This window comes from Rufibacter sp. LB8 (assembly GCF_014876185.1).
Classification (GTDB): Bacteria; Bacteroidota; Bacteroidia; order Cytophagales; family Hymenobacteraceae; genus Nibribacter.
Map to the genome: position 1 here is coordinate 959,723 of NZ_JADALJ010000001.1, position 26,504 is coordinate 986,226.

22 protein-coding genes, 2 tRNA genes and 1 pseudogene are annotated in these 26,504 nt (G+C 49.6%); 10 read left to right on the forward strand and 15 right to left on the reverse strand.

What is annotated here, in order from left to right:
* Positions 1–252 precede the first annotated feature (252 nt).
* Positions 253–3,204 carry a DNA polymerase III subunit alpha gene (locus tag IMY23_RS04065; RefSeq protein WP_192820862.1) on the forward strand — a complete coding sequence of 984 codons (2,952 nt, stop codon included), beginning with the start codon at positions 253–255 and terminating at the stop codon, positions 3,202–3,204.
* 167 nt (positions 3,205–3,371) lie between these two features.
* Complete coding sequence (locus tag IMY23_RS04070; protein WP_192820863.1) at positions 3,372–3,770, forward strand: NUDIX domain-containing protein; 399 nt, start codon at positions 3,372–3,374, stop codon at positions 3,768–3,770.
* A gap of 157 nt (positions 3,771–3,927) precedes the next feature.
* On the opposite strand, the gene IMY23_RS04075 is transcribed toward IMY23_RS04070, so the two are convergent.
* The 3 genes from IMY23_RS04075 to IMY23_RS20275 all read right to left on the reverse strand — a co-directional run bounded on the left by IMY23_RS04075 (position 3,928) and on the right by IMY23_RS20275 (position 5,597).
* Positions 3,928–4,001 (reverse strand) — tRNA-Asp (locus IMY23_RS04075).
* A 172-nt stretch (positions 4,002–4,173) separates the two neighbouring features.
* Positions 4,174–4,743 (reverse strand): TetR/AcrR family transcriptional regulator, encoded by a 570-nt coding sequence (locus tag IMY23_RS04080; protein ID WP_192820864.1) that lies wholly within the window; start codon positions 4,741–4,743, stop codon positions 4,174–4,176.
* Positions 4,744–4,868: 125 nt separating this feature from the next.
* The gene (locus IMY23_RS20275) at positions 4,869–5,597 is read right to left on the reverse strand and encodes a LytTR family DNA-binding domain-containing protein (RefSeq protein WP_192820865.1); all 729 of its coding nucleotides are present in this window, start codon (positions 5,595–5,597) and stop codon (positions 4,869–4,871) included.
* 257 nt (positions 5,598–5,854) lie between these two features.
* Between IMY23_RS20275 and IMY23_RS04090 the strand changes: the two genes are divergently transcribed.
* The 4 genes from IMY23_RS04090 to IMY23_RS04105 all read left to right on the forward strand — a co-directional run bounded on the left by IMY23_RS04090 (position 5,855) and on the right by IMY23_RS04105 (position 9,813).
* A complete protein-coding gene (locus IMY23_RS04090) occupies positions 5,855–6,643 on the forward strand; it encodes a peptidase-C39 like family protein (protein ID WP_370589900.1) in 789 nt (262 codons plus the stop codon).
* Positions 6,618–8,093 carry a RimK family protein gene (locus IMY23_RS04095; protein ID WP_192820866.1) on the forward strand — a complete coding sequence of 492 codons (1,476 nt, stop codon included), beginning with the start codon at positions 6,618–6,620 and terminating at the stop codon, positions 8,091–8,093. Before IMY23_RS04090 ends, IMY23_RS04095 begins: the two co-directional genes overlap by 26 nt.
* Complete coding sequence (locus IMY23_RS04100; RefSeq protein ID WP_192820867.1) at positions 8,080–9,321, forward strand: glutamate-cysteine ligase family protein; 1,242 nt, start codon at positions 8,080–8,082, stop codon at positions 9,319–9,321. Before IMY23_RS04095 ends, IMY23_RS04100 begins: the two co-directional genes overlap by 14 nt.
* Positions 9,322–9,426: 105 nt before the next feature.
* On the forward strand, positions 9,427–9,813 hold the full coding sequence (locus IMY23_RS04105) for a phage holin family protein (protein WP_192820868.1): 387 nt from the start codon (positions 9,427–9,429) through the stop codon (positions 9,811–9,813).
* Between the two features lie 127 nt (positions 9,814–9,940).
* Here IMY23_RS04105 and IMY23_RS04110 read toward each other — a convergent pair whose 3' ends face one another.
* Together IMY23_RS04110 and IMY23_RS04115 are read right to left on the reverse strand one after the other, a co-directional pair.
* On the reverse strand, positions 9,941–10,873 hold the full coding sequence (locus IMY23_RS04110) for a D-2-hydroxyacid dehydrogenase (RefSeq protein WP_192820869.1): 933 nt from the start codon (positions 10,871–10,873) through the stop codon (positions 9,941–9,943).
* A 121-nt stretch (positions 10,874–10,994) separates the two neighbouring features.
* Complete coding sequence (locus IMY23_RS04115) at positions 10,995–12,038, reverse strand: nucleoid-associated protein (RefSeq protein WP_192820870.1); 1,044 nt, start codon at positions 12,036–12,038, stop codon at positions 10,995–10,997.
* Between the two features lie 233 nt (positions 12,039–12,271).
* On the opposite strand from IMY23_RS04115, the pseudogene IMY23_RS04120 reads away from it, so the two are divergent.
* Together IMY23_RS04120 and IMY23_RS04125 are read left to right on the forward strand one after the other, a co-directional pair.
* A pseudogene (locus tag IMY23_RS04120) lies at positions 12,272–12,925 on the forward strand (TIGR02117 family protein).
* Positions 12,926–13,111: 186 nt separating this feature from the next.
* Positions 13,112–13,501, forward strand: coding sequence for a hypothetical protein (locus IMY23_RS04125; RefSeq protein ID WP_192820871.1), 390 nt, complete (start codon positions 13,112–13,114; stop codon positions 13,499–13,501).
* Positions 13,502–13,588: 87 nt separating this feature from the next.
* On the opposite strand, the gene IMY23_RS04130 is transcribed toward IMY23_RS04125, so the two are convergent.
* The 5 genes from IMY23_RS04130 to IMY23_RS04150 all read right to left on the reverse strand — a co-directional run bounded on the left by IMY23_RS04130 (position 13,589) and on the right by IMY23_RS04150 (position 18,971).
* The gene (locus IMY23_RS04130; protein ID WP_192820872.1) at positions 13,589–14,125 is read right to left on the reverse strand and encodes a DUF4136 domain-containing protein; all 537 of its coding nucleotides are present in this window, start codon (positions 14,123–14,125) and stop codon (positions 13,589–13,591) included.
* 132 nt (positions 14,126–14,257) lie between these two features.
* The gene (locus IMY23_RS04135; protein WP_192820873.1) at positions 14,258–14,650 is read right to left on the reverse strand and encodes a methylglyoxal synthase; all 393 of its coding nucleotides are present in this window, start codon (positions 14,648–14,650) and stop codon (positions 14,258–14,260) included.
* A gap of 152 nt (positions 14,651–14,802) precedes the next feature.
* Positions 14,803–15,954 (reverse strand): tetratricopeptide repeat protein, encoded by a 1,152-nt coding sequence (locus IMY23_RS04140; protein ID WP_192820874.1) that lies wholly within the window; start codon positions 15,952–15,954, stop codon positions 14,803–14,805.
* A 157-nt stretch (positions 15,955–16,111) separates the two neighbouring features.
* On the reverse strand, positions 16,112–18,652 hold the full coding sequence (gyrA, locus tag IMY23_RS04145) for a DNA gyrase subunit A (protein WP_192820875.1): 2,541 nt from the start codon (positions 18,650–18,652) through the stop codon (positions 16,112–16,114).
* Between the two features lie 70 nt (positions 18,653–18,722).
* The gene (locus IMY23_RS04150) at positions 18,723–18,971 is read right to left on the reverse strand and encodes a hypothetical protein (protein ID WP_192820876.1); all 249 of its coding nucleotides are present in this window, start codon (positions 18,969–18,971) and stop codon (positions 18,723–18,725) included.
* A gap of 120 nt (positions 18,972–19,091) precedes the next feature.
* Between IMY23_RS04150 and IMY23_RS04155 the strand changes: the two genes are divergently transcribed.
* Positions 19,092–19,856: a hypothetical protein gene (locus tag IMY23_RS04155; protein ID WP_192820877.1), complete on the forward strand. Its 765-nt coding sequence runs from the start codon at positions 19,092–19,094 to the stop codon at positions 19,854–19,856.
* 74 nt (positions 19,857–19,930) lie between these two features.
* Here the strand turns inward: IMY23_RS04155 and IMY23_RS04160 are convergent, their stop codons facing one another.
* The 4 genes from IMY23_RS04160 to IMY23_RS04175 all read right to left on the reverse strand — a co-directional run bounded on the left by IMY23_RS04160 (position 19,931) and on the right by IMY23_RS04175 (position 24,909).
* Positions 19,931–21,658: a M14 family metallopeptidase gene (locus IMY23_RS04160; RefSeq protein WP_192820878.1), complete on the reverse strand. Its 1,728-nt coding sequence runs from the start codon at positions 21,656–21,658 to the stop codon at positions 19,931–19,933.
* A gap of 5 nt (positions 21,659–21,663) precedes the next feature.
* A complete protein-coding gene (locus IMY23_RS04165) occupies positions 21,664–23,325 on the reverse strand; it encodes a M14 family metallopeptidase (protein ID WP_192820879.1) in 1,662 nt (553 codons plus the stop codon).
* 50 nt (positions 23,326–23,375) lie between these two features.
* A complete protein-coding gene (locus tag IMY23_RS04170; protein ID WP_192820880.1) occupies positions 23,376–24,053 on the reverse strand; it encodes an HD domain-containing protein in 678 nt (225 codons plus the stop codon).
* A gap of 91 nt (positions 24,054–24,144) precedes the next feature.
* The gene (locus IMY23_RS04175) at positions 24,145–24,909 is read right to left on the reverse strand and encodes a DUF547 domain-containing protein (RefSeq protein ID WP_192820881.1); all 765 of its coding nucleotides are present in this window, start codon (positions 24,907–24,909) and stop codon (positions 24,145–24,147) included.
* A gap of 175 nt (positions 24,910–25,084) precedes the next feature.
* Between IMY23_RS04175 and IMY23_RS04180 the strand changes: the two genes are divergently transcribed.
* Positions 25,085–26,182 (forward strand): BamA/TamA family outer membrane protein, encoded by a 1,098-nt coding sequence (locus tag IMY23_RS04180; RefSeq protein ID WP_192820882.1) that lies wholly within the window; start codon positions 25,085–25,087, stop codon positions 26,180–26,182.
* Positions 26,183–26,324: 142 nt separating this feature from the next.
* Here IMY23_RS04180 and IMY23_RS04185 read toward each other — a convergent pair.
* A tRNA-Thr gene (locus tag IMY23_RS04185) sits at positions 26,325–26,400 on the reverse strand.
* Positions 26,401–26,504 lie beyond the last annotated feature (104 nt).

Here is a 26,504-nt window from a genome sequence, read left to right on the forward strand (position 1 = left end):
CACTGCCTTGTCTCTAAGGCTGAGGAACCGACAAACGCTTGCTCAAAAGACCTCGTAGTGTGCGCAGCTCCTACGAGTGTCTCCGCCGATAGCCATTACTACACCACCTTCCGCTCTGCCCGAAAAATCTCCCTCACCCTAACCCTCTCCCAGCGGGAGAGGGGATTTCAGCAATTTCCGTTTTCGGGCTCAATTTCAGAAACGAAGCCAAAAACAGAAGTCTTGCTACCTGCTACTTGATACCACCACAAAATGATCGCCTTCGTCCATTCGTATTTCAGTCTTCGCTACGGTACGCTCTCCGTGGAGGAGTTGGCCGCCGAAGCCAAGAAACAAGGCTACTTGGCGCTGACGCTGACGGATATTAATTCCACCTCCGGTATTTTCCCGTTTGTACAGGCGTGTCTGGTGCAGGGGCTGGCACCCTTGGTGGGCATTGAGTTTAGGCGCGGCAACCGCTGGGTGTACACGGGCATCGCGCAGAACCAGCAAGGCTTGCGGGAATTGAACGAATTCCTGAGCACTTATCTGCTCCAACACCAGCAAGTGCCTGAATTGCCGCCTGCTTTTAACCATGCCGTTATTATTTTTCCGTTCAATCGAGCCAAAGAACTGGACCAGAAACATCCGCTCCGCGAGAACGAGTACCTGGGCGTGCAACCGGCAGAACTCAACCAGCTGCTGTTCTCAGATTTCCGGAAGAAAAACCTGCGCCTGCTGCTCTACCCGCGCTTTACCTGCCGAAATCCTGAGGGCTTCGCGCTCCACCGCCACCTTAGAGCCATTGACCATAATATTCTACTGAGCCAACTGCAGCCAGACCACGGCCTGGCCGAGGATGCCTGTTTCCAGCCCTGGGACCAACTGCGCCGACAGTGCGACCTGTATCCGGAACTGCTAAAAAACGCGCAACAACTGGCCCAGGAAAATGCGTTTTCCTTCGATTTTAAGAAACGCCGCAACAAACTTTACTTCACCACTTGCGCTCGCGAAGACATTGCGCTGCTCAAAAAACTGGCCCTAGACGGAGTCGGTCGAAGATACGGCAGAGGCAATAAGACGGCCCATCAGCGGGTGCTGCATGAACTAGATATCATTGAAAAGCTGGAGTTTGGCGCGTATTTCCTGATTACTGAAGATGTTATCAGCTACGCCAAAAAACGCAATTTTTACCACATAGGACGGGGGAGCGGGGCTAACAGCGTGGTGGCGTATTGCCTGGGCATCACTGACGTGGACCCCATTGAGCTGGACTTGTATTTTGAGCGCTTCCTGAACCCCAAACGAACCTCGCCACCTGACTTCGACATTGATTTTAGTTGGGACGAACGCGACGAGGTGCTGGACTACATCTTCAAACGCTACGGCAAGGAACACACCGCTTTGATGGGCGCCATGGTCACGTTTCAGCAGAGCTCCATTCTGCGCGAACTGGGCAAAGTCTACGGTCTCCCCAAAACCGAACTGGATGCGCTGGTGGAGCAACCCAAGGCGCCCGGCAACGCCAACCGCCTCACCAAAGAAATCTTTCGGTACGGCCAACTGCTCCAAGATTTCCCCAACGTGCGCAGCATCCATGCGGGCGGCGTGCTGATTTCAGAGGAGTCTATCTATAACTACACCGCGCTGGACATGCCGCCCAAAGGCCTGCCTACCGCGCAGTGGGATATGTACGTGGCCGAGAGAATTGGCTTTGAGAAGCTGGACATTCTGAGCCAGCGCGGCATTGGGCATATCAAAGAGTGCGTGCAGTTGGTGCAGAAAAACCAGGGCATAAAGGTAGATGCGCATGAGGTAGCCAAGTTCAAGACAGACGAAAAAGTAAAGGAACAACTGAGGTCAGGTGATACCATTGGCTGTTTCTATATTGAGAGCCCGGCCATGCGGGGACTGCTTAAGAAACTCCGGTGTGACCATTACCTGAGTCTGGTGGCCGCCAGTTCCATCATTCGGCCGGGCGTTGCCAAAAGCGGCATGATGAAGGCCTACATCCAGCGATTCCATGACCCCGGCAAGATTGAGCACCTGCACCCGGTCATGGCCGAGCAGCTAGGCGAAACCTACGGCGTGATGGTCTACCAGGAAGACGTGCTTAAAGTCTGCCACCATTTTGCCGGGCTGGATTTGGCGGACGCCGATGTACTCCGCCGGGGCATGAGCGGCAAGTACCGGTCCAAGGCGGAGTTCCAGAAACTGGTGGACAAATTCTTCGACAACTGCCGAGCCAAAGGCTACCCAGAGCACATCACCAAAGAAGTTTGGCGGCAGGTGGAGTCGTTTGCGGGGTACTCGTTTTCTAAGGCGCATTCGGCTTCATTTGCGGTGGAGAGTTACCAGAGTTTGTTCCTGAAGACGTATTATCCGCTGGAATTTATGGTGGCGGTCATCAACAACTTCGGGGGGTTTTACCGGACGTGGGTGTACGTGCAGCAGACCCAGAAAGCCGGCGGCAACCTGCATTTGCCCTGCGTGAACCAGAGTACTTATTACACGTCCATCACGGGCACAGATGTTTATTTGGGCTTGGTGCACGTGCAGAACCTGGAGCAGAAACTGGCGTTCAGAATTGTGGCTGAGCGCGAGGAAAATGGTTTGTACGCGAGCCTGCAGGAGTTCATTCGGCGCACACAGGTTTCGCTGGAGCAACTCCTGATTTTGGCGCGGGTGCAGGCGCTGCGGTTCACGGGACAGGGCAAAAAAACATTGCTCTGGGAGGCGCATCTGCAGTTGGGCCATAAAGTAGCGGCGCACGGCAGTGAGCTTTTGTTTCAGGCCCCGGTCAAAACCTTCACGCTGCCCACGCTCTGTCACACGCTGGTAGAAGACGCCTATGACGAAATGGAGTTATTGGGCTTCCCGGTGTCTTGCACGTATTTTGAAATGCTCCAGACCCAGGAACGCGGCGACGTGCCCGCCAAAGATTTACTGGCATTTGTGGGACAGAAGGTGCGCATGATGGGCATTCTGGTCGCCACCAAATACGTGCGCACCGTGCGCGGCGAAGTCATGCAGTTCGGCACGTTCCTGGACTGCGCCGGCGATTTCTTTGACACGGTGCATTTCCCGCCTAGCCTCCAGGCCTGGCCGTTTAAAGGCAACGGCGTATATTTACTGTATGGCAAAGTGGTGGAGGAATTCGGGTTTCCCAGCATGGAAGTGGAGAAAATGGCGAAGCTGCCGTTTCAGAAAGACCCCCGGTATTAAGCGATTTGGCGCAACTATCGGTTTAAGGATGCCGAATTTCTGTTTTCGGCTCCATTTCTGGAAATGAGCCTGAAAACAGGAATTGGTTCTTTTCCCCTAGAACAGCCTTGCCTCGGAGCCCATCTTATCAAGAAAGCACTTATCTTTCCTGCTGACCCAATCACCGCATGGCAATTATAGACAAGCTGGCCTGGATAGAACTGCAACACGGGAGAATACTGAGCACCCGCAGCAAAGGCCGCCACAAATATTACATTCCCGGTGGCAAGCGTGAACCTGGGGAGACAGATTTCATGGCGCTGGCCCGCGAAATCAAAGAGGAATTATCAGTGGACCTGAAAGAAAAGGAAGCCCGTTACGTGGGCACGTTCCAGGCGCAGGCCGATGCGCACCCAGACGGCGTGGAGGTGAAAATGACCTGCTACAACGCGGCCTTTTCTGGAAGCATCGCGGCCGCCCATGAGATAGAGGAGGTGGTGTGGCTTTCCTACGCAGACCGCGAAAAAGTGTCACTTGTGGACCAGCTTATCTTTGACTGGCTTCACCAGAAAGGCATGCTGCTTTAAATAGATTGGCTAAAAGTCGTTTTCGGGCTCATTTCCAGAAATGAACCCGAAAACGCAGCCGAACATCCGTGAGAATTCTCAACTTAAGGAGGAAGGCTAGGCGTGGAAGCCTTAAAAACAAAAAAGCCTGCAAGATTTCTCTTACAGGCTTTTTATGCGGTCCGGACGGGACTCGAACCCGCGACCTCCGCCGTGACAGGGCGGCATTCTAACCAACTGAACTACCGGACCAAAAACAAATGAAACCAGCTGTTTCGTTTTTGATGGTGCAAATATGCAGTGTTAAATTTTCTTATGCAAGCACCGGTTGTGAAAAATCATAAATTTAGTTTTCTGCATATAGATTTGCTCCGCTAAACGTCCGTTTTGGGGCTCATTTCTGAAAATGAGACCCAAAACGGCTTTACGCCTGCAAGTGATTTTTGAGTTGAAGCAAATACCTGATCAACACATCTTGCAACGGAAACCCCGCGTCCACCAGAGAATGCTGCAGAATTCCGTCCAGGGTAGCCAATAGGAGCGCGGCCTCAGCAGAAGGGGAAGTAGAACCGGCAGCGGCCAACAGTTGCGTTACCTGGCGCAGCGTTTTCTGGTGCTCCAGTTTCAATTCCTGGGCAAGGCCCGGCAACACGCTGGCCTGCAACTTTAGCCCAAACTGCAAGCGCCAGAAACCGGGGTTTGTTTCTACCTGGCGGGCGGTGTTGCGCACAAACTGTTCCAGGGCTTGAAACGGGGAGAGGCCTTCAGGAGTATCTTGGGGGCTTTGCAGTTCTTTCCGTCCGTTCACCAGCAGGGCGTGCAGCAGCTCCTCTTTGCTTTTGAAGTAATTGTACAGCAAGCCCAGGGAGATGTTCGCCTCCTGGGCAATCTGCCGAATGGACGTCTTGTCAAAGCCCTGCTCAGAAAACAATTTTAAAGCGGCTTCCTGAATGGTTTGGGCGCTGGTCTCGCGCTGGGTTTTGCGTGAATTCATAAATGATTGAACGTTTGTTCAATTTAGTAAAAGTAAAAATACCGGCAAAAGAAATCGCCTGTTTTCGGGCTCATTTCTGAAAATGAGCCCGAAAACAGGCGACTAGAAGTGGGAGTAGAGTTCTTTTACAGCTTGTTGATGCGGCTGTAGAATTTGGCCTGGTAAGACCCGCCAATAGGAATGTATTTGTCCTGCATCAGCACAGAGTCATCTTCAATGAGCTCAATTTTCTTGAGATTGATGATAAACGACCGGTGAATGCGCAAAAACTGCTCTGGCGGCAATTTCTGGTCAATGGCGCTCATGGTGGTATAGACAATGTGCTTTTTTTGGTCTGTGTTGATGACCACGTAATCACCGCGCGCCTCAATAAACCCAATGCTGTTCAGGTTCAGCTTCACAATTTTGTTGTCCACTTTCACAAACAGTTCATCTGGCTGGGCGGCGGCCTGCTGGGGCGCAGCCGTGGGTTGGCTGGTTTCCAGGCGGGCAATGGTGTTCAAAACGGCCTGGGTAAAACGCGCGAAATCGGCAGGTTTGAGCAGATAATCCACCACCTGGAGTTCAAAAGCCTGCAGCGCGAAGTCTTTGTGCGACGTGATGAGAATGGTATGGGGCCGGGTTGGCAGCGTGCGCAACAATTCAATGCCGGTCATCTCGGGCATCTCCACATCCAGGAAAAGAATGTCGGTGGTGCCTTCGTTTTTCAGAAGCCAGGCCAGGCCCTCAGTGCTGGAGTTAAACGATTTCAGCAACTCCAAAGTAGGCGTAGATTTTATGTGGCGTTCTAAGATCATTCGGCTCAGCTCATCATCATCTATGATAATGGCGCGGTAGGGCGTTTCCTTTTTCACAAGTCCAGGTTTAAGTTGGTTTACGGTACGGCAAAGTGATGAACAGTGCCATTGAGCGCGTTTTAAAAGCCTCTCAGCGTCTAAAATAGCATAAAACTAAATGCAACAACTAAGAAAGGTGCATTTTGTTTGTACAAAAGTGTTTTCATGGGCTGCCTTTGGGCGGGCAACCGCGCCAAAACCAGAATATATTCTGGGTCACAGAGAAACACTGCCGCAAAAACACGTATAAGAGGCACCACCAGCTTTTGACCGTTGTGCTTCCTGTCACGCTCCTGAATTCCTTTAAAATTCTCACCCAACCAGACGACTCCACCTGCGGGCCCACCAGCCTGCACGCGGTGTACCAGTATTTTGAAGACAAGCTTCCGCTGGAGCAGGTCATCTCTGAGGTTTCATTTCTGGAGGAAGGCGGCACGCTGGCCGTACTGCTGGGTTGCCATGCGCTCAAACGCGGCTACCAGGCGCGCATTTACTCCTATAATTTGTATGTGTTTGACCCCACCTGGTTTAAACAGGGCCGCGACAAACTGATTTCCAACTTGCAGGAGCAGTTGCTCTATAAGAAAGACACCAAACTGCAGGTAGCCACCCGCGCCTACATTGAGTTCCTGCAACTGGGCGGCGAAATCTGCTACCGTGACCTCACCGTCAGTTTATTAGACAAGTATTTCTCCAGGGGCGTGCCGCTGCTCACCGGTCTGAGTGCCACCTATCTCTACAACTGCGCCCGCGAAAGAACCAATGAACGCGGCGAGGCCATCTATGACGACGTGCGCGGCGAGCCACTGGGCCATTTTGTGGTGCTGGCCGGTTTTGCTGATGAGCAGGACAAGCAACACGTAATTGTGGCAGACCCGTACCAGGAAAATCCCTTGTTCGGGAATAATTATTACAACGTGCCCGTGACCCGGCTCATCAACGCCATTATGCTGGGCATTGTCACCTATGACGCCAACCTGTTGGTGATTGAACCAACCCCAAATAAAAATAACTCTAAAGACAAAGCAGAAGACCTTCATGCGCAAACTAGTAGTAGTCAATAATCCCAAGGACTGGGATTTAGACGTAGAGGATGTGGAAGTAGTAGACGCGCAACGGTACCTCACAGACCCCGCTTACACAGAACTGAAAAGCGCGCGCATCTTTAACCTGTGCCGGTCCTACAAATACCAGAGCAGCGGCTATTACGTGTCTTTACTGGCAGAGGCGCGGGGCCACCGGGCTATTCCCAACATGATCACCATTCAGGACCTCAAGTCCCAGACCATTGTGCGGGCTATCACTGATGAACTGGACGAGACCATTCAGAAAAGCCTGAGCAAGCTCAAATCCAAGAACTTCACGCTCAGCATTTATTTCGGGCAGAACGTGGCCAAGCAGTATGAAAAGCTGAGCAAGCAGTTGCATGACTTGTTTCAGGCCCCGTTGCTGCGCGCGCAGTTTGTTTATAATAAAGAGTGGTCCCTGGAGAGCATCAATCCCATTCCGGTGAACGAGGTGCCCGAGCACCACTTGCGGGACCTGTACAAATTCGCGAAGGCCTATTTTGCCCGCAACCGGTTCTCCAGCCTCAGAATGAACAAGAAGATCTATGACCTGGCCATTCTGGTGAACCCCGCCGACAGTGACCCGCCCTCCAATGACAAGGCCATTCAGCAGTTTATGGAAGCCGGCGACGCGCTGGGTTTCTACACCGAACTCATCACCAAAGAAGATTACCGCCGCTTGTCTGAGTTTGACGCCTTGTTCATCAGGGAAACCACGTCGGTGAACCACCACACGTACCGGTTTGCGCGCAGGGCCCAGTCAGATGGCTTGGTGGTCATTGATGATCCCGTTTCAATTTTGCGCTGCACCAACAAAGTATATCTGGCCGAACTCTTGACCAAGGCCAAAGTGGCCATTCCCAAGACCATGATCATCCACCGCCAGAACTGCAACAAGGTGATTGAAGACTTAGGGTTGCCTTGCGTGCTCAAGAAGCCAGATTCCTCGTTCTCCCAGGGCGTGGTGAAAGTGAAAACCGAGGAAGAACTACAAGACCAACTCAAGGAAATGCTGGCCGAGTCTGATTTGATCATTGGGCAGGAATTCAGGCCCACAGATTTTGACTGGCGCATTGGCATCTTAGACAAGCAGCCGCTGTACGCCTGCAAATATTATATGGCCAAAGACCATTGGCAGATCTACAACTGGGAAGGCAAGAAGAAAGACATCTCGGGCAATTTTGAGACAGTTCCTTTCGCTGAAGTGCCGTTTTTTGTGCTGCACACCGCCCTCAAAGCCGCCAACCTCATTGGTGACGGTCTATACGGCGTGGACCTGAAAGAGATAGACGGCAAAGCCTATATTATTGAGGTGAATGACAACCCCAACATTGATTACGGCGTGGAAGACAAAGTCTTGAAAAAAGATCTGTACACCACCATTCTCAAGTCTATCAAACGGCGCATTGACAACCAGAAGAACGTAGGCAACAATGGACAAAGTTAAGAAATTAGGGCTCTTTGAAGGCTTCGGGGTGGAGATGGAATACATGATTGTGGACCGCGACACCTTGCAAGTGAAACCCATTGCCGATGAAGTGCTCAAAGCCGAGGCCGGTGAGCAAACTTCTGATGTGGAGCGTGGCCCCATGGCCTGGTCCAATGAACTGGTGTTGCATGTGCTGGAGCTCAAAACCAACGGACCGGCCCCAACCCTTGACAACCTATCTCAGTATTTCCATGGCGAAGTAGTCAGAATCAACCAATTGCTTGAGCCGTTCAATGCCATGTTGCTGCCCACCGGCGCGCACCCGTTCATGGACCCATTCACCCAAACCAAGCTATGGCCGCATGACTCTTCAGAAATTTATGAAGCCTACAACCAGGTGTTTGATTGCCGCGGCCATGGTTGGTCAAATCTGCAGAGCACGCACATCAATCTGCCGTTTGCCACTGATGAGGAATTTGGAAGATTGCACGCCGCCATTCGGTTAATCTTGCCATTGATTCCGGCGTTAAGCGCGGCATCACCAATGTTAGACGGTGAACTGAGCGGACTTCTGGACACGCGGTTGGAAGTCTACCGCAAAAACCAGCAACGGATTCCAGAGATTGCCGGACAGGTGGTGCCGGAGGCCGTTTTCACCCAACAGGAATATCAAGCCAAGATATTTGAACCCATGTTTGCGGCCATTGCCAAGCATGACCCGGAGGGCATTTTGCAGGAAGAATTCCTGAATTCAAGGGGAGCCATTGCCCGGTTTTCGCGCGGGGCCATTGAGATCAGGATCATTGACAACCAGGAATGCCCCAAAGCCGACATTGCCATTGCGGCTCTGGTCACCGAGATCCTGAAAAAACTGGAGAAAGAGGAGTGGGGCAGTTTTGAGCATCAGAAAAAAATACCCACCCAAGCGCTGGCCGACCTTTTTCTGAACGCCATCAAGACCGGACCAAACACAGAAATTGCTTCAGGAATATACTTACAGAACTTCGGTTTGCCGGCGGGAAAAACTTCCATGAAAACTGTTTGGGAACACCTTTGGGCAGAAGTCAAAAATGCCCCGGTTTTCACCCAGGACCTAACCGAAGCCATAGAAATTCTGCTGCAGCAAGGCTGTCTGGCGCAACGCATGACCACAGCACTAGGCGAAAACCCAAACCCAGAAAAAATAAGAGACGTGTACCAACAACTGGCGCATTGCCTGGCTAAAAACCAATTGTTCACAGCTTGAGATTTTGCAGTAATTACAGGCTATTGTTAACCAAACCGAAAGAATAATGGTATAAGTATCCATTAGCGCCGCTGGGCGAATTGTTCTACCTAAAACTATGAAAAAATGAGTTGGATTATTGAGCTTTTGGTTAACGCCGGAATCATCCTGTTGTTAGCCTATTTGTTGCCGCAGATTACGGTTAAAAGTTTCTGGACAGCCCTGTGGGTTGCCTTGCTCGTGGCCATTTTGAACGTGTTGGTGGGCTGGTTGCTATCTGTGATTCTGAACGTGGTTACGTTGGGGCTTATCACTAGCATTGTGCAGCTGATTGTCTCTGCGGTGGTCATCAAGCTAGCCGATAAATTGGTCCGCAACTTTGAGATAAAAGGCTTCTGGCCAGCTTTAGTCATTGCCATTGCGCTGGCCGCCGCCAATTATCTGATTGATGGGTCAGACAACGACCGTGAGGACATCTCTGGTTTCACGCCTAAAGTGGAATTGACCGCATAACCTCATATCTTGTATACATAAAAACGGCGATGGCTTCCTAAAAGTCATCGCCGCTTTTTTTTGGCTTTAATTTGATTTGCCGTTTTTGGGCTCATTTCTGGAAATGAGCCCGAAAACGGCAAACATCTTAATATCCCTGGGTAAGATTTACTTTGTCAGGCACTGGTTTCGCGGCAAGAAAAAGGTCAAGGTTTCTTAAAAAGCGGTTGATTTTTCCTTCGGTTTCCAGCACTTGTCCGCCGCCAGTGTGTTGGGTGAGAAGTACGTTTTCCAAATCCCAGAGAGGAGAGAAGGCGGGCAAGGGTTCTTGTTCGGTTACGTCCAGTACTGCGCCGGCCAGTTTCTGGTTTTGTAAAGCGGTTATCAGCGCGGCTTCATCAGTGGTGGAACCGCGGCCCACGCTGGCATACAAACTTCCATCGGCCATGTTGGCAAAAAAATCAGCAGATACAAAATGGACCAGGTGCCCCGGCAAGGTGTTGATCACAATCTGAACCATTGGGAGCTGTTCTAAAATAGCTTCATAAGACAGTAAATCTGCCGCCGGATTCTGCCTGCCCGAAAGCCACACCTGGCACCCAAACCCTAGCAGCATCTTTTTGATGGCCTGCGCAATGGAACCGGCACCTAACACCAGCACTTTTTTACCAGAAAGCAACTCCAGATTGGGCCGAAGCAGTTTTCCTTTCCATTGCTTCTGCTCCTGCAGTTTCACCAAAGTAGGAATGCCCCGGTAAAAAGCCAGAAGGCCGGCTACCATGGTTTCTGCGCAGGCTTGGGCGTAAAAATCACCCATGTTGGCCACCGTGCAAGAAAGGTCGAGGTCTTTGTATTGGTGAAAACCGGTAGAGTCCAGTTGCCAGAACTGCAGGGCGGGTAGGGGACCGGCAAGCCATTGCACCGGAGGGTTGCCAAAGATAATTTCCGCTTGGCGCAATGCCACCAGAACTTCTTTCTCCTGCATTTCAGCCGCGAAAACCGTTTTGAACCCGGCGGGCAAATTGGCCAGGAGCAGGACTTGTTGGGTTTGGTTGAGTTCTGCGGAAACAAATAGATTCATACAAGTCTTAACGGTCAGTTAACCCGAAGGTGGTCTATTGGGAACAGAAACCTCGGGAAAAAGTTGTCATGCCGTGGCCCGTTTTCGGGCTCATTTCCAGAAATGAGCCCGAAAACAGGAATTATTCCTCGTCTTCGTAGAACAACTTGTAAAACTTGCGGCCGTCTTGGTCCACGCCTTTTTCAATCATGTCTTTGTTGCCGTGAATGTACACATGGAAGTTTTTGTCCAGCTTGAGCACGCTCTTGAACACGCGGCTCTGCTTCTTGACGGCCTGCGGTGAAATCCCGAAGCTGTCTTCCAGTTCCACGTCATAATTCTGGCGGTACTCGCCGTCATAGTTTCTGAAAGATTCAATCAGCTCCGGTTGCTGGCCAAACACCTCGGTCTCAAATTCCTCTTTGTCAAAGGTCTCATGCTTGGTAAAATATTCCACAGAGCGGTTGAGCAGTGCAATCTGGTCGGTTTTCTCTACTTCAAATTCCTCGGTCATCCGCTCTGAGATAAACTCTTTGGTGAGGTTCAAAAAATGGTTAGTCTGGTGGAATTCATTACTGATCTGGGTGAGGCCCAGAAAATTAGTCCGCCAGTATTGGGCTTCCTCGCCGCGGTTCTGGTTGTCAATAATGGCCACCACAAAACCCTGGTCTTGCTGCGTGTTGAAGATAATGCAGCCTTTGTCAAACTTGTTGCTGTCAATGCCCTCTAGGTAAGAAATGGTGTAGTCGCGGTTTTTGCGCTGCACGTCAAAATAGCCGCTTTTTACCTCGGTCTTGAAAATGCCCACGGCCTCCACCACGCGCTCGGCAATCTCACAGTTAATGAAATGACACACGTACAACTCACCGGGCTTGATTTTAGGATGCGTGGTGCTCTCAAACAAGTGGCGGGCAATGCTGCGCGAATTCTCATGAAAGGCTTCTTTGTCCGCGAAAATGTTTTCACAATAGCTGTACACCTCATTGAATTTAAGCGAAGAGGCATGGCTGAAATGGAACCGCTCATGGGCGTTGGCGAACTTGGCCAGAAAGAATTTCTCCAATTTGTCGGTCAGGCCATCGCCCGGCGAAAACTCACTTTCTGACAAGGTTACTTTCTGTTCCAGCCCTTTGTTCCCCACGTGGTGAATGGAAAGGCGGGTGAGGGAGGCGGTGTCAAATTTCATACGGTTTAGCTATAAGGACCGCAAAACTACAGAAAGCCACCTGTTTTCGTCTACTTTTGTTTGCCTAGTTAATGCATTTTCGGGCTCATTTCCAGAAACGAGCCCAAAAACGGAAATCTGCTATTTGCGCCTGCCTTGGGTTACTATTGCCATGCCGCTGTATTAAAGAATGTTCCTGCCGGGTAACCTTAAGGCAAATCTAAATAAACATGATGCGCGTGGCTATAAAATTTATGGTGTTTACGGTGCTAGGCCTGGTGTTGCTGGTGGGACTTTACTTTTTGGCCGCCTTCGTGCTGTCAAGGTTATCTGTGCACAGAGCAGAAAACGCCAAACCGGAGGTGGCTATCTATCTGCTGTCTAATGGCGTACACACAGATTTGGTGGTACCCATGGTGCATCCTGTAATGGACTGGAACACGTATATTTCTGTTACAGATACCAAAGATCCAGCCTTTGACGCCAAGTACGTGGGTTTTGGCTGGGGCGACAAAGGATTTTACCTGGAAACGCCCACCTGAGCCGATTTAAAAGTGAGTACCGCGTTTAAAGCCATGTTCGGGCTGAGTTCCTCGGCGATTCACGCCACATTATTCACAAATCTAGAGGAAAATGATGATTGCAAGAAAATCTGGCTTAGTCAGGCGCAATACCAGCAATTGGTAGCGTTTATTAAGAATCGATTCAAAACCACGTCCACCGGAAAACCCATGCACATCAAGACCAACGCCAACTACGGCCTGCATGACGCGTTTTACGAAGCCGTGGGAAGTTACCATTTGTTTTACACCTGCAACACCTGGACCAACAACGGTTTAAAAGCCAGCGGCCAGAAAGCCTGCGTCTGGACACCGCTGGAATCTGGCATTTTATACCAGTACCGCTAAACAGGCATAAAATGTAGCAAAAGGCCCCTATTCTGCCATATATTTCTTTGTCTTATAATTTATATTATGTAAAGTAATATTTCTCAGCAGGTCTTCTCCTGTATTTCTCAATTGGTTTCTGCATAACTTTTGCGCCGGTTTGTAAGTATTTATGACAACACCACTTTTGTTCTAGAACCTACGCTTATGGCTACGCAAACATCTTTTGATGACCTCTTAAATACCAAGCAGAAAAAACTCGCCTTCTTCCAGAATTTGCTTTTAGTGGCCATGGCCGATAATTACCTGGATCAAAACGAAAGTGATTTTCTGGTTTCTATTGGCGAACGTCTGAATTTAACACAGGAAGACACCACGCCCATTGCCGAGAACCTTAATGTGCTTTCTTTTATTATTCCAGAGGAAGGTCTACAGAAAACCTTAGAGCTGCAAAGCCTAGTCATGATGGTATTGCAAGACGGCCACATCAATGACCAGGAATATAACCTCTGCTTAGATTATGCCCGCCGCGTTGGCTACAGCAAAGACACCTTAGATGAATTCATTAAAGATTTAAGCAAAGCCGGCGCGGAATAATAACCGCTCCTTAACCCAAAAACCAGAACGCCTTTGCACATTGCAAAGGCGTTCTGGTTTACATAATAAACAGGATAATTGGGTTTCCTATCTAAGGTCAGCGAATAATTTCTCCACGCCTTCGGAGATTTTGTTGTTGGCTTTTTCTTTTTTAGACGGAACTACTGCTGCCACTTCTCCTTGCCACACCAACGCCTCTGCTTTTGGATCAATCAAGTGCACTGAGACTGTTCCCTGCTGAAAACGGTTCACCACCACTTCCTTTGATTTCCAGGTATAGCGGCGCTGGCCCATGTAATACGGCGCATCTGTCCTGAAATTGGTGTCGCGGGTTTGTACTTCGTCTGTGACCACCACGCCAATATTTACCTGCAGATCTGGGTTAGCCTCAGAAAACCGCAGCCCTCTCCTCTCCAGCTGCCTTCTAACTTCAGACTGAATTACCACTAGATTCTCCTCCGCTTTTGGTGAGCCAATAGAATCTGTGGAGATTGGTAAAAAGTTGAAGGTCTTGTAGTTACTCAGGGTGAACGCGTCATTTCCTTCAGAGTTCAAAACCCGTACAGAATTGCAGGCCGCCACCAGAAAAACCAGCAGGAAGCCTACCAATGATATATTTTTCATGTTGTTATGCTTTGGTTGATACAATTGACTTGTACCAGAATAACAACAGCCCACGCAAGTAAGTTTACCAAGCTGGATTTTACCTCATTTCTGATTTAGAGGCCAAAAACGGAAATACGTACAACCCCTTCGTTATTTGGGAAGGTTCATGCTAGCCTCTATCCCTTTCACCATGAGTTTAGCCGTGGAAGGATTGGTGGCCAGAGCCACATTGTGGAGGTCGCAGAGGCGCATGAGCATTTGAACATCTGGTTCATGCGGGTGTTTGCCCAACGGGTCTCTAAAGAAGATGACGGCCTGCAGTTTTCCTTCGGCTACCATGCTGGCAATCTGCGCGTCGCCCCCTTTTGGTCCTGACAACAGTTTTTTGACTTTTAGTCCTGTCTGTTCCACGTAAAGGCCCGTGGTTCCTGTGGCTACTAATTTGGTCTGCTGAAAAAGTTGGGCGTGGTCTTTCACAAAGGCCACCATTTCCGCTTTTTTTCCGTCGTGGGCTATAATAGCAATCGCTTTTTCTACTGCCATGTTTGTTGTTGCGTTGTAAATTTTCTTGAAAATAGGCAACGCGCTCTCCCCAGCCAAAGAATTTCACCAGTTACTTTCAAATGCTACGCTTTGGGGCACAAAAAAGGGAGCCATTGGATCCCTTTTCAATTCTTGTTCACTAGCTACAAGTATTAGTCCTGCTGCAACAGGGCATCCATGCGCTTGGCATCTGCTGGTCTTTCCAGGGCAGAGTACACTTTCAGCAATGACTGTACCGTGGTACGGTCAGATGGTTTTAACTTAAGCGATGCCTCAAAGTAAGGCAGCGCCTGGTTGAAGAATTTCTTCGCCTCGTTCAACATGGCCTTGCCGCTTTTCTGGTATTCGGCCAGTTTCATGTTGTTGGCTTTGCTGTTCAGGGCCGCGCCTTTGTTGAAGTAATATACGCCCATATTGTACTGCGCATCAAAGTTGTTGGGGTCTAGCTCCACCGCTTTTTTGTAAGAAGCCAGCGCTTCTTCGGGTTTGTTAACTTTGTCCAACAAGTTGCCTTTCACGGTCAATAAATTTGCATTGGTTGGGTCCGCTGCAATAGCCGCATCCAATTTAGCCATAGATTCTTTCTCTCTGCCAGATTTCAGATACAAATCTAATTCCTGCAGCATGAAGTTACGGTCATTTGGGTAGGCGGCACGGGCTTTCTCCAAAATAGCCAAAGTCTCCTTGTCGTTTTTGTCTATGGAAGACGAGATGTACAGCAACTGAGAGAACACCGTAGGTGATGCCATCTTTTTGTCTACCAACTGTGAGTAAAGGGTCTTAGCCGAGGCAAAATCTTCTGCCCCAGTGGCCGCATAGGCTGCATAGATGTAAGCCGTGGTATCTTCCGGCTTATAGGTAGCTGCTCTCATGTAAGCCTTCTGGGCGTCTGTAAACTTTTTGTTGTTATAGTGCTCCACGCCTTCGTTCAAGGCATAGGCATACATGTTGTTCATAAGCAACTGCTGGCGTTTGCCGGCATCTTCAGAGAATTCTTTTTTCTTGGTTTCCAGGGCTGGCACTTTGGCAAAAGCCTCATGCGCTGCCTTTGACATCTCAGCTGGGTTCACAGACTTACCGTAGATGGGGTGCTCTGCCATGGCCTGGTAAATTACGCCTTTGTAGTACCACGCTTTGGCGTTGTCCTTGGTTTTCTCATGAACCACGGCTTTGTCAATTTCTGCCTTGGCTTTGTCTAAGGTGCCTTTCTCATTGTACATGATGGCATTGGTAATGGCGCTGGTCTGCGCAAAGGCAACCTGCATTGAAAGTACAGCTGATGCCGTTAAAAGAAATTTTTTCATCTCTTTTTATAGGTTAGTTTAGGTTGTTTGTTGTGTTACTTAAAATTATTATACCGGTTAAAACTCATCACTTCCAAAAGAAAAAGGATTTATGGTTTAAGGCGAAAGGAAGAATTAAAACATCTCTCTTTCGCCGCAAACACTTCTCCTAGCTTTTTTAGTTCTCACTAATAGTTTCAGGGTCTATTAAATCTGTTGGGTTCAAGGTCTCATCCAAAGGCAACGTTGATTCATCTAAAATCACTTCGGCTTTGTCTTCAATCTCAATCTTGGCCACCGACGATATAGAATCACCTTCGTTCAGCCTCAACAAACGCACACCCTGTGACACCCTGCCAATTACTCTCAGGTCAGCCACACGAAGTCTGATGATGATGCCTGATTTGTTGATGATCATTAAATCATCTGAATCCAGCACCCCTTTTATGGCCACCAATCTACCGGTTTTCTCCGTGATGTTCAGGGTTTTTACGCCCTTTCCGCCGCGGTTGGTGATACGGTATTCTTCCAGAGAAGATCGCTTCCCGAAACCGTTTTCAGAAACAACCAGCAAGTTGGTCTCTGTGTTTTGTACACAAACCATACCAACTACTTTGTCCTCGGTGTCTGCCAAAGAAACCCCGCGTACTCCGGCGGCAGTTCTACCCATCACGCGTACTTTGGTTTCAGGGAATCTAACGGCCCTACCTGAGCGCAAAGCAATCACAATATCATTGGCGCCATTGGTCAGCTGCACGTCCAGTAAGCGGTCACCTTCATTAATGGTAATGGCCTGAATACCGGTGGCTCTTGGTCTTGAATACGCTTCAAGCGGCGTTTTCTTGATAGTGCCTTGCTCAGTACAGAACACCAGGTAGTTGTTCAACACATAGTCAGGGTTTTTAAGCCCATGCACATTTATCACGGCGCGTACTTTGTCGTCTTTCTCTATATTGATAAGGTTCTGAATAGCACGGCCTTTGGTGGTCTTGCCTCCTTCAGGGATTTCATATACTTTCACCCAGAACACTCTCCCAGACTCCGTGAAGATCAACAGGTAATTGTGGGTGCTGGCAATGAATAAATGCTCTGTGAAATCATCAACTTTAGAAGCGGCTACGCCTCTTGATCCCACCCCACCGCGGCTTTGGCTGCGGTATTCTGTGAGGGCGGTACGCTTCACATACCCTTCATGCGAAATGGTGATCACCATGTTCTCATCTGGGATCATGTCTTCCAGCGAAATGTCACTTGACACCATCTCAATGCTGGTGCGGCGCTCATCACCGTAGCGTTCCCTGATCTCAACCAATTCTTCTTTAATGATGTTCATGCGCAGCTCTTCGCTGGCCAGAACTTCCATTAAATAGTCAATCAAGGCTTTAATCTCCTGGTATTCTTTGTTGATTTTGTCACGCTCCAGACCGGTCAATCTATGCAGACGCATGTCCAAAATAGCGCGGGCCTGAATATCTGACAAGCCAAAACGCTCGATCAAACCATTTCGGGCCACCTCAGGGTCACGCGAAGACCGGATCAAGGTAATCACCTCGTCCAGATTGTCCAAAGCAATAAGCAAGCCCTCCAAGATGTGGGCACGCTTACGAGCCTCTTCCAGGTCATACTCTGCCCGTCTGATCACTACCTCATGACGATGGTCCACAAAGTACTTGATCAGTTCCTTGAGGTTCAAGGTCATTGGGCGGCCACCTACCAGGGCTACGTTGTTCACCCCAAAAGAGGACTGCAGCGCGGTGTACTTGAACAGGTTGTTGAGGACTACATTCGGGATGGCGTCGCGCTTGAGGTCATAGACAATGCGCAGGCCGTCGCGGTCAGATTCATCGCGCAGGTCAGAGATGCCTTCAATTTTCTTCTCGTTGACCAGGGCGGCGGTTTTCTCAATCATGGCCGCTTTGTTGACCATGTAAGGAATCTCGGTGACAATGATTTGCTCCTTGCCCGACTTAGTGGTTTCAAAATTAGCTTTGGCGCGAACAATCACGCGGCCCCGGCCATTCTCAAAAGCAGATTTTACACCGTCGTAACCATAAATGATACCACCGGTAGGAAAATCTGGGGCAGTCACATATTTCATGAGATCTGCGATGGTGATCTCATTGTCTTCAATATAGGCTATAGTGCCGTTCACCACCTCCGTGAGGTTGTGTGGGGCCATGTTAGTGGCCATGCCCACGGCAATACCTGAGGTTCCGTTCACCAACAGGTTGGGGAATTTAGCCGGCAACACGCTGGGCTCCTTTAAGGAGTCATCAAAGTTAGCGGTGAAATTGACGGTGTTTTTCTCCAGGTCGGCCAACAATTCATCGGCAATCCTTTTCAGGCGGGCTTCTGTGTAACGCATGGCGGCGGGAGAATCGCCGTCAATGGAGCCAAAGTTTCCCTGGCCGTCTACCAAGGGGTACCGCAAAGACCAGGGCTGGGCCATGCGCACCATGGTGTCATACACAGAGGAGTCACCGTGCGGGTGGTATTTTCCCAACACTTCTCCCACAATTCTGGCCGATTTCTTATATGCTTTGTTATAGGAGACCCCTAACTCAGACATTCCGTACAACACCCGCCGATGCACCGGTTTCAATCCATCCCGCACGTCTGGGAGGGCCCGGGAGATGATCACAGACATTGAGTAATCAATGTAAGCGCCACGCATCTCATCTTCAATGTTGATGGGGATTATCCGTTCGTTTTCTGCCATTTTACTTCAATACAGCTTAAATTTTGGACTATTTATAAGCAGGCAATTTACGCAAAAAGATAGTAAAAAGCTAATTCTTGCCCTTCTTGCCGGCACCTTTCCCGTCTAGTTCCTGTTGCACTTCTTTGGAAGGTTTTTTTAGCTTTTCACCTATTCTGGGGTTTTGCTTTTTGTACCAGGGCATGCCCCTGAACTGCTGTTCGCCGTGCCGGTGAACCTTTCTGGTTTGGCACGCATTAATAGGGCACTTGGGCATGCAGGAAAACAAGACCAGGCTCAACCCAACTACTGCCAAAAATGACTTTGACTGAGAAGACATGAAGGACGCTTTGAAAAAAGAGGAAGCCATGTTCAAAATTTTAAATGAGGAATAAACCTTATTTCTTTTTAATACCAGAAAGTTGTAAATTTAAAGTATAAACTACAGCGTTGAAGCTATATGAAATCTTTTATTAGAAAAGTTGGCCTGAGCATGACCCTTGGCCTTGGAATGACCTACGGTTCTTCTGCTCAAAACACTTTGGATGGTGCCGCGGGCCAACAAACCCTGAATATGCTTTCTAGTCTGGGAAAGTCAGGGGCTACAGGAGGCGTTCTGGGTTTTGATAACCGGTATGCCGGCATGAAAGGCCACCCCTATTTCATTGATTCCTGGCTGCCTGGTTCTGTGGAGATTGCCGTAGACAACAAAGGAAAAACACAGGCTTATGATAACCTTAAAATAAAGTATGACGTGTTTTCCAACTTGTTGGTGGCCGTACTCCCCAAAAGTACTGATACCATACAGTTCAGCACCAATGCGGTAAAAAGTTTTGCCCTTGACCTGCCTTCGGCCACCGGCCCCATTGAATTCAGGAAATTCAAAGAAGCCCAGGCATTGGATCCCAAGTTGTCTGAGACTTTTATGGCTGTATTACATTCCGGCAAGTCCACCTTCCTTAAAAAGGTAGGCAAGACAAAAGTGGAGGCAAGCTACAAAGGCGCCTATAGTATGAACAGACCCTATGATGAACTGGTTGACGAGCAACAGTATTTTCTCATTGTAGACGGGCAGATGCGCAAAATAAAATTGGCCAAAAAATCTGTGCTAGAGGCTTTAGGACCGAAGCAAGTGCAGGTGAAAAGTTTTATGGACAAGGAGAAAATCAACATTTCCTCAGAGGGTGATGTAGTGCGGGTTTTGGCCTATTTTGAGACTTTGTAATTTTAACTTATAAAAACAGAAAGGGCAGCCAATGGCTGCCCTTTCTGTTTTTAGGCTCATTTTTGGAAATGAGCCTAAAAACGCTTGCGCACCACGCCGCCCTTCCGGCTTTCCACTTCCACCTGTAAGGTTGGGGCTGGCGCACTCACCACCCAACGCACCGTCACGCTGGAATGCCCTGGAATATTAGGGATCTCCAGCCGGGCCGGGCTTACTTTCTGTTCTCTCTCAAAAGTCTCCTGCCCAATACTTACCAAAATGCCAGATACCACCGTGCTATCTTTCAAACTGATGAAGTCTGGCCGCTCAATTTTGAAAAGCAGGTCCTGGCTTGAGTGGGTTGGTAAAACGCGGGTATTGGTAACGGTGGCCGTAACCTCTGTGTGGCCGTTTGCCAATTTCTTGGTTTCCACGCCCTGGATTTCCAATTGCGGGGTATGCAAGGCATGAAACAAGGTGAGGACGGTGTTTTGGAAAAGCTTGGTCCGGTCAAAATGGGTGGTGGGGTCAGGCAGGAAATCTTTCTTCAGGCCACCAATCTCCACCATGCCCAGCGTAGGGTGGTTAAAGGGAACCCAGTCCAGGAAAGCCTCATCTGGGTAGAGCAGTTGCAAGGCTTCATAATCAAATACCGCGGGCTTTGCATTCTGTTGAACCATTGAATAGCCGGGGAGAATCTCAGTTGAAAACGTATATACCCCACGTGCACCATGGAACCAATTCAATTGTCCTCCAAATGCACCCTGCAGGTTTTTAAATACCAAGGGGTAGGGCAATCCAGCCAGAAATTTCTGCGCCTCAGAAGCCAACATTTTATATACCCGCTCGTCTTCCTGAGTTGGGTTTTCAGCAAAAGAAAAATCCTCTTCATGAGGATGGAAAGCGCCAAACCCGCTGTACACCTGCGCAGCCGCAATGTTAGACGCGCGCAGCACAAAGTTCTTTACATTCCGGTTCTCTGTGAGTGAAAACGGGTATTTGAAAGCCCCGCGCTGAATGTGCGCTGGCTGCCAGTTCCAGGGCCAGTCTCTGTTGGGATCATAGTTGCTCTGGGGGTCTTCGTTCACGCGGCCGTCATTGTCATTGTCAAGCCCCTCAAAGCCTAAGATTTCGTACCTGCCCGTTTTTTCAGAAGGGGTGGCAATCATTCTGAAAGGATTTTGCGGGTCCACCACAAATCGCCCATCTTTTGACTTACGGCGCATATAGGAGATGAATCCGTCCTTATTTAAATCTTCGGGTTTGTCTTCATCCAGTAGGCCGTCACCGTCATCATCTATTGGGATAACGCCAGCCCTTGGCGCTTCGGCAAACGGGTTCAGGACATTTTCCCTTAAATCTGGGTTAATGGTAGGGATGATGTAGAATGTTTTCTCCTTGAGAAGATTCTGCAGGAATAGATTGGACATATGGCCTTCTGCTAGAAACCAAGCCGTGAAAAGCACGTTTTCAACCCCTGGATAAACGGTGGAATGTATGTTGCCGTCCAGGTACAAGGCGGGTTTTTGCTCTGCCGTGCCCTCGCTGAAATCTGTGATGGTAAGAACCCACATTTTGCGGCCTTGGTGGGAGTCGCCCAAAGATTCCAGCTTCACCAGGTTGGGGTGCGCTTCGGCCAGTTGCTGGCAGAGGGCGGTGACGCTGGCATAGTCATAATACTTATTCCAAACGGCCTCTACTTTAGGAGTCAGAATGGAATCTTGTAAAACTACCGCTGGTCCTCCCTCCTGCGCAAATCCGGGTTGGTTGGTAACCGCAGCTAAAAAGCCAAGCAATACGAGGGCCCGTTTCAAGGTTTTCATACAGGTCATCGTTTTAATAGAATCTCTTTGGTTTGGGTGCCTGCCATGGGGCTATGGGCTTCTACCGTGACAAAACCAGTGCCGCTCACTAACCAGCTCACCTGCACTTTTCCGCCAGCCGGTAAGGCCGGGTAAACTTTAATTCTGGTTCCTTCGGTTAACTTCTGGTCGTCCTCCAACTGAAGCGTAATTTTCACTTTCTGCACCCAACTGCTGCGCTCGCCCATTTCTGAATGAGTAGGTAAATTGCCTGTGTTCTCAACCTCCGCAATAACCCGGGTCATACCTTTGCCCGCCACCTGCGTGGTAAGGCTGGTAATTTTAAGCGAAGGCATGGCCATAGCGAACGCCGTGAAAAACTGCAGGTGCTTTTGGGCAAATGGAGCAAGCAGGTGTTTGGGCGGGGTGAACTTTACATACGGGACCAACCCTCCTATTTCCACTGTCTGCCCGGGAAAATCTGGGTGCTTGATTTTTTGCCAGGGAATAAAAACGCCCGGCACGTCTTCATGTTCGGCCCAGCGCAGAAAATTGACATCTTCATATTCTGAAAGCGCGGCACTGGCAGTTGCAGAATCACTACTAAGCGCTACTGGCGGGTGCCACCAGGCGGGCGTACCGAAACTATATCTGCCGTAATGGAAATAGGCCCACTGGATCACATCGCCGGGGCCAGGCTTGGTAGAGGCTGCGCCTTGGGCGGAAACTGACTTTTTATAAAGCTCAGAAACCAGGTGATTTACCCGTTTATCTTTTTCCAACAACCCAGTTGTAACCCCTTTTTGGGCATTTGTGGCAGTACTTTCCCAGGGAATGGTCAAGGTATTGGCGGCTCCCAACACAAAAACGGCATATACGTTTCTAGATTCAAAGAGGAAATCTGCGAAGGCTTTTGTCTCACGTTCAGACATGGGGTGTTCGCCGGCGCCTTCCTGGAAATTAGGGAAATCATATGAGAAGTTTTTGTTGAAATGCACCCCTCCTTCCGGGTCTTCATTCCAGCGGCCGTCTTTGTCATTGTCAATCCCTTCTGACAATACGCGGTACACGCCTTTCTCTCCTTTGGAAGGGTCTGCCAGCACCATAACCCGAGGGTCTACTGCTGAAGGAATGTAAAGACCGGTGGAATCCTGTATCCGCATTTGGGTGATCAATCCATCATTGTTTAAATCTTCAAAGGGATCTTCAAAAATGCGGCCATCACGGTCTTCATCGGCGGGTTGGGCGTTTCCGGTTCTTTCCCAGCGCAATTTTTCATGATATTGCTCGGTGGCGTCGGGGTTCAGGTTGGGCAGTATGTAAATGGTCTTGGTTTGCAGCAGTTTCAAAACCGAATCCTGCACCTGGGCAGATTGCAGCAGGCGTTCGGCCATCATGAGCGACATTTCAATGGCTGCCAGGTTTTTAGGCTCTACCCCGGCGGCAATCACCAAGGCGGGTTTGTTGGTTGCATTTTCCCGGCCCAAGGTCAGGAGCCACACTTCTTTGCCCGTAGCGGTTTTGCCAATGGTGGTAAGCGACGCGTGTTTACTGTATTGAGCGGCCAGGTGCTGTAATCTGGTGGTGAGTTCTGCGTAACTAGGGTAATCTTTGCTTTGGCCCACGCTGGAAACACTTGCCCCTACCAAGGCAAGCAAAAGCCCCAAGGACTTTAAACTTCTGATCATATAAACGGGAAACAGGAAAAACAACGCAAGGGAAACTCTACAACCATGGGTTATACCACAAAGGCAACCGGCACATCCTCAGCACCATGCCATTCCTGCAAGAACTCCTTCACAAATTCCTGCATGTAAACGTGTCTTTGCTCCGCAAGTTGCCTGCCGGTGGCGGTGGTGAACCTGTCTTTTAGCAGAAACAGTTTTTCATAGAAATGGTTAAGCGTGGCACTTTGGTTTTTCTGGTAGGCTTCAAAGGTGGCATGCACCTCCGGCGGCTGCGTGGGGTTGTACATTTCACGGTTTTTAAACCCACCGTACGCGAAGGCCCGGGCTATGCCAATGGCACCAATAGCGTCCAGCCGGTCAGCGTCCTGGACCACGCGGCCCTCCAGGGAACTGGGGTTGGTGGCCACGCCGGCCCCTTTGTAAGAAACCTCCTTTATAATCTGGCAAACTTGTTTAATGACAGGCGTGGGCGTTCCATGAGAAGACAGCCAGACAGTTGCGGCCCGGGGGCCGGCTTCTTCATCGCCGTTATGGAATTTCCAGTCAGCAATGTCATGGAGCAGGGCGCCCAGCTGCACTATAAATAAATCTGCGTTTTCAGCCTGGCCAATGGTGATGGCGTTTTGCCACACGCGTTTGATATGGAACCAGTCATGGCCGGAGCCTTCGCCGGAGAAGAGTTGTTCAACGTGGTGGGCGGTGGCCTGCACCAAAGCATCTTGCTTCATCCCGGAAAACTAGACAAAAAAAAGCAAAGCCCCTTGGTGTAGGAGGCTTTGCTTTCAGTTTTCGGGCTCATTTCTGGAAATGAGGCCAAAATCACTTCCCGTTCAAGCTCCAGTCATAAGGTAAATAGGAAATCTTGGTGTTGGGGGCAGCCGGCGTGCGGGCATAGGTGTTCACAAATTGCAGCACAGATCCTTTCTTCTTGAAATCGCTGGCAAACCAGTTGAAGATCTCAGACAGCTGGGCCTTGTTGCCGGAGATTCTGTTCTTGGAAGGGTCATTGATGAACTGGCGCGCCTGCTCGTCTAACTGCGCGTTAATTTTAGCACCGGTATACGCTTCATTGCGTAGCTGCGGGCAAGAAGCAGAGGCACACACAATGGCGAAATGAATGAGTGGCTCTTTGAAGTCTTTCCGGAGCACGCTGTGCTCAATGTTATTCAAGGAGAAATCTTTGCCGCCAATCTTAAAGAATTTCTGATCCCAGACCGTGTTCACAAAAGTGATGGGGCCACCCAAATCTTTGATGCTCTTCACGGGGTAATCCATTAAAATGCGTTCAATGGTGAAGGCGTTGTAGGCATTGATCCAGTACGCAAGCTGGTCTTCTCTGCTCCATTTCTTGTTAGGCGCATTATCACTGAGCAGTTTTAGGTAGCGTTGCAGGCCGCTTCGCTCCTGGAGCCACCCTTTGTAATTCACGTCGCCTTTGGCCGAGACAAATTTCTTAAGCTGCTGGTCAAAGGCCGCATGGCTCACGGGCTGCGACTGTGCATTCACGGGTGTGCTGGTGCCGCAGGCCGATAAAAGGATGGTCAGGAAAAAAAGATATACCGTTAAAAATTTACGTTCTTTCATAGGGCAAAATTAGGCATTTATCATGCCAGTCAGGAATAGTGAACTATATGTGTTGTCTTTCTTAACTTATGGACGGCTTAAAAGTTTAGGAAATACACCGGAACTGCGTTCATCCTAAAGAAAACCATGGCGGACTATTACGGTTAGCCGTATGAGGCTCATAGAAACTCTATATATGAAATTCAAATTACTAGTTCTTTTCTGTGGCTCTCTCTGCACGGCGGCCATGGCGCAATCAGACACCACGGCGCAGGCAGATTCATCTTTGACCACGGCCGTTCGCAAAATCAATTTTTTCCCGGTGGCCTACTACACCCCAGAAACGGCCTTTGGTTTTGGTATAAAAGTGGTGCATTTGCGAAGGCCCAAAGGTAGTTTGTCGTCAGACAGGCCCATCTCCTATTCGCCCACTTTAATTTATACCACCCAGAAACAGATTCTCACCGCTTTTACGGCAGACGTTTGGCGCCAGAACAACCGGCAGCACATCTATGGGTTGCTGGAGTACAATGACTACCCGTACTTCTTTTTTGGAGTGGGAAATGACACGCGGCCTGAAAATGAGGAAGCGTACACCAGCCGCACCGTGAACCTGACCGGCCAGTTTGAGCAGCGCATCACGTCTAAAGTCTACCTGGGTGCCCGGTATGACCTCAAGCGCGAAACCATTCCGGTGCGCAAAGAAAATGGGGTTTTGGCGAAAAATGAAATAATAGGCAGCAACGGGTTTGTGGCATCAGGCCTGGGCCCTTCTGTTATCTATGACACCCGTGATAATCTGTTCACCCCAAAAACAGGTGCCTACCACCAGGCCTACGCGCAATACTTCGGGAAATTTCTGGGCAGTGACACCAATTTCATGCGCTACCGGCTTGACCTGCGCAAGTATTTCTCCGGCGTGGGCCCGGGCGTGATTGCCTTGCAAAGTATGTTCATGTTCACCACCGGCGATGTGCCCTTTCAGTTCATGTCGCCGTTGGGTGGCGTGAACGTGATGCGCGGGTTGCTGGAAGGCCGGTTCAGAGATGACAACGCCATGGTGTACCAGGCCGAATACCGTTTCCCGTTGTTCTGGAAAATTAGCGGCGCCGCCTTTGCCGGAACCGGACAAGTGGCTAAATATTCAGAGGATTTTTCCCTCAGCCGCTTTCACTTCACGGGCGGCGGCGGACTGCGCTACAAACTTAACAATGAAGGCATGGTGGTGCGCGGCGACATTGCCACCTCTAAGGAAGGAGTGTACATTTACTTCGCGTTTAGCGAGGCGTTTTAACGATCAGAAAACTGCTTGAATATTAGATGATCTCAAAGGGGAACGTTTAAAAAAAAATCCCGTTTTCGGGCTCATTTCTGGAAATGAGCCCGAAAACGGGAAAAGCTAAAAGGCCTCAGCATTACGCTGAGGCCTTTTCTTTTGGAGCCTCCTGCCGGGATCGAACCAGCGACCTACTGATTACAAGTCAGTTGCTCTACCAGCTGAGCTAAGGAGGCAATCCGCTTCTAGCATTGTTGCCGTTGCTGAAAGCGATACAAAAGTAGTAGTCTGATCCTTATTTGCAAAACGGCTACTCTCTTTTTTTTAAGGTTTTTACCAA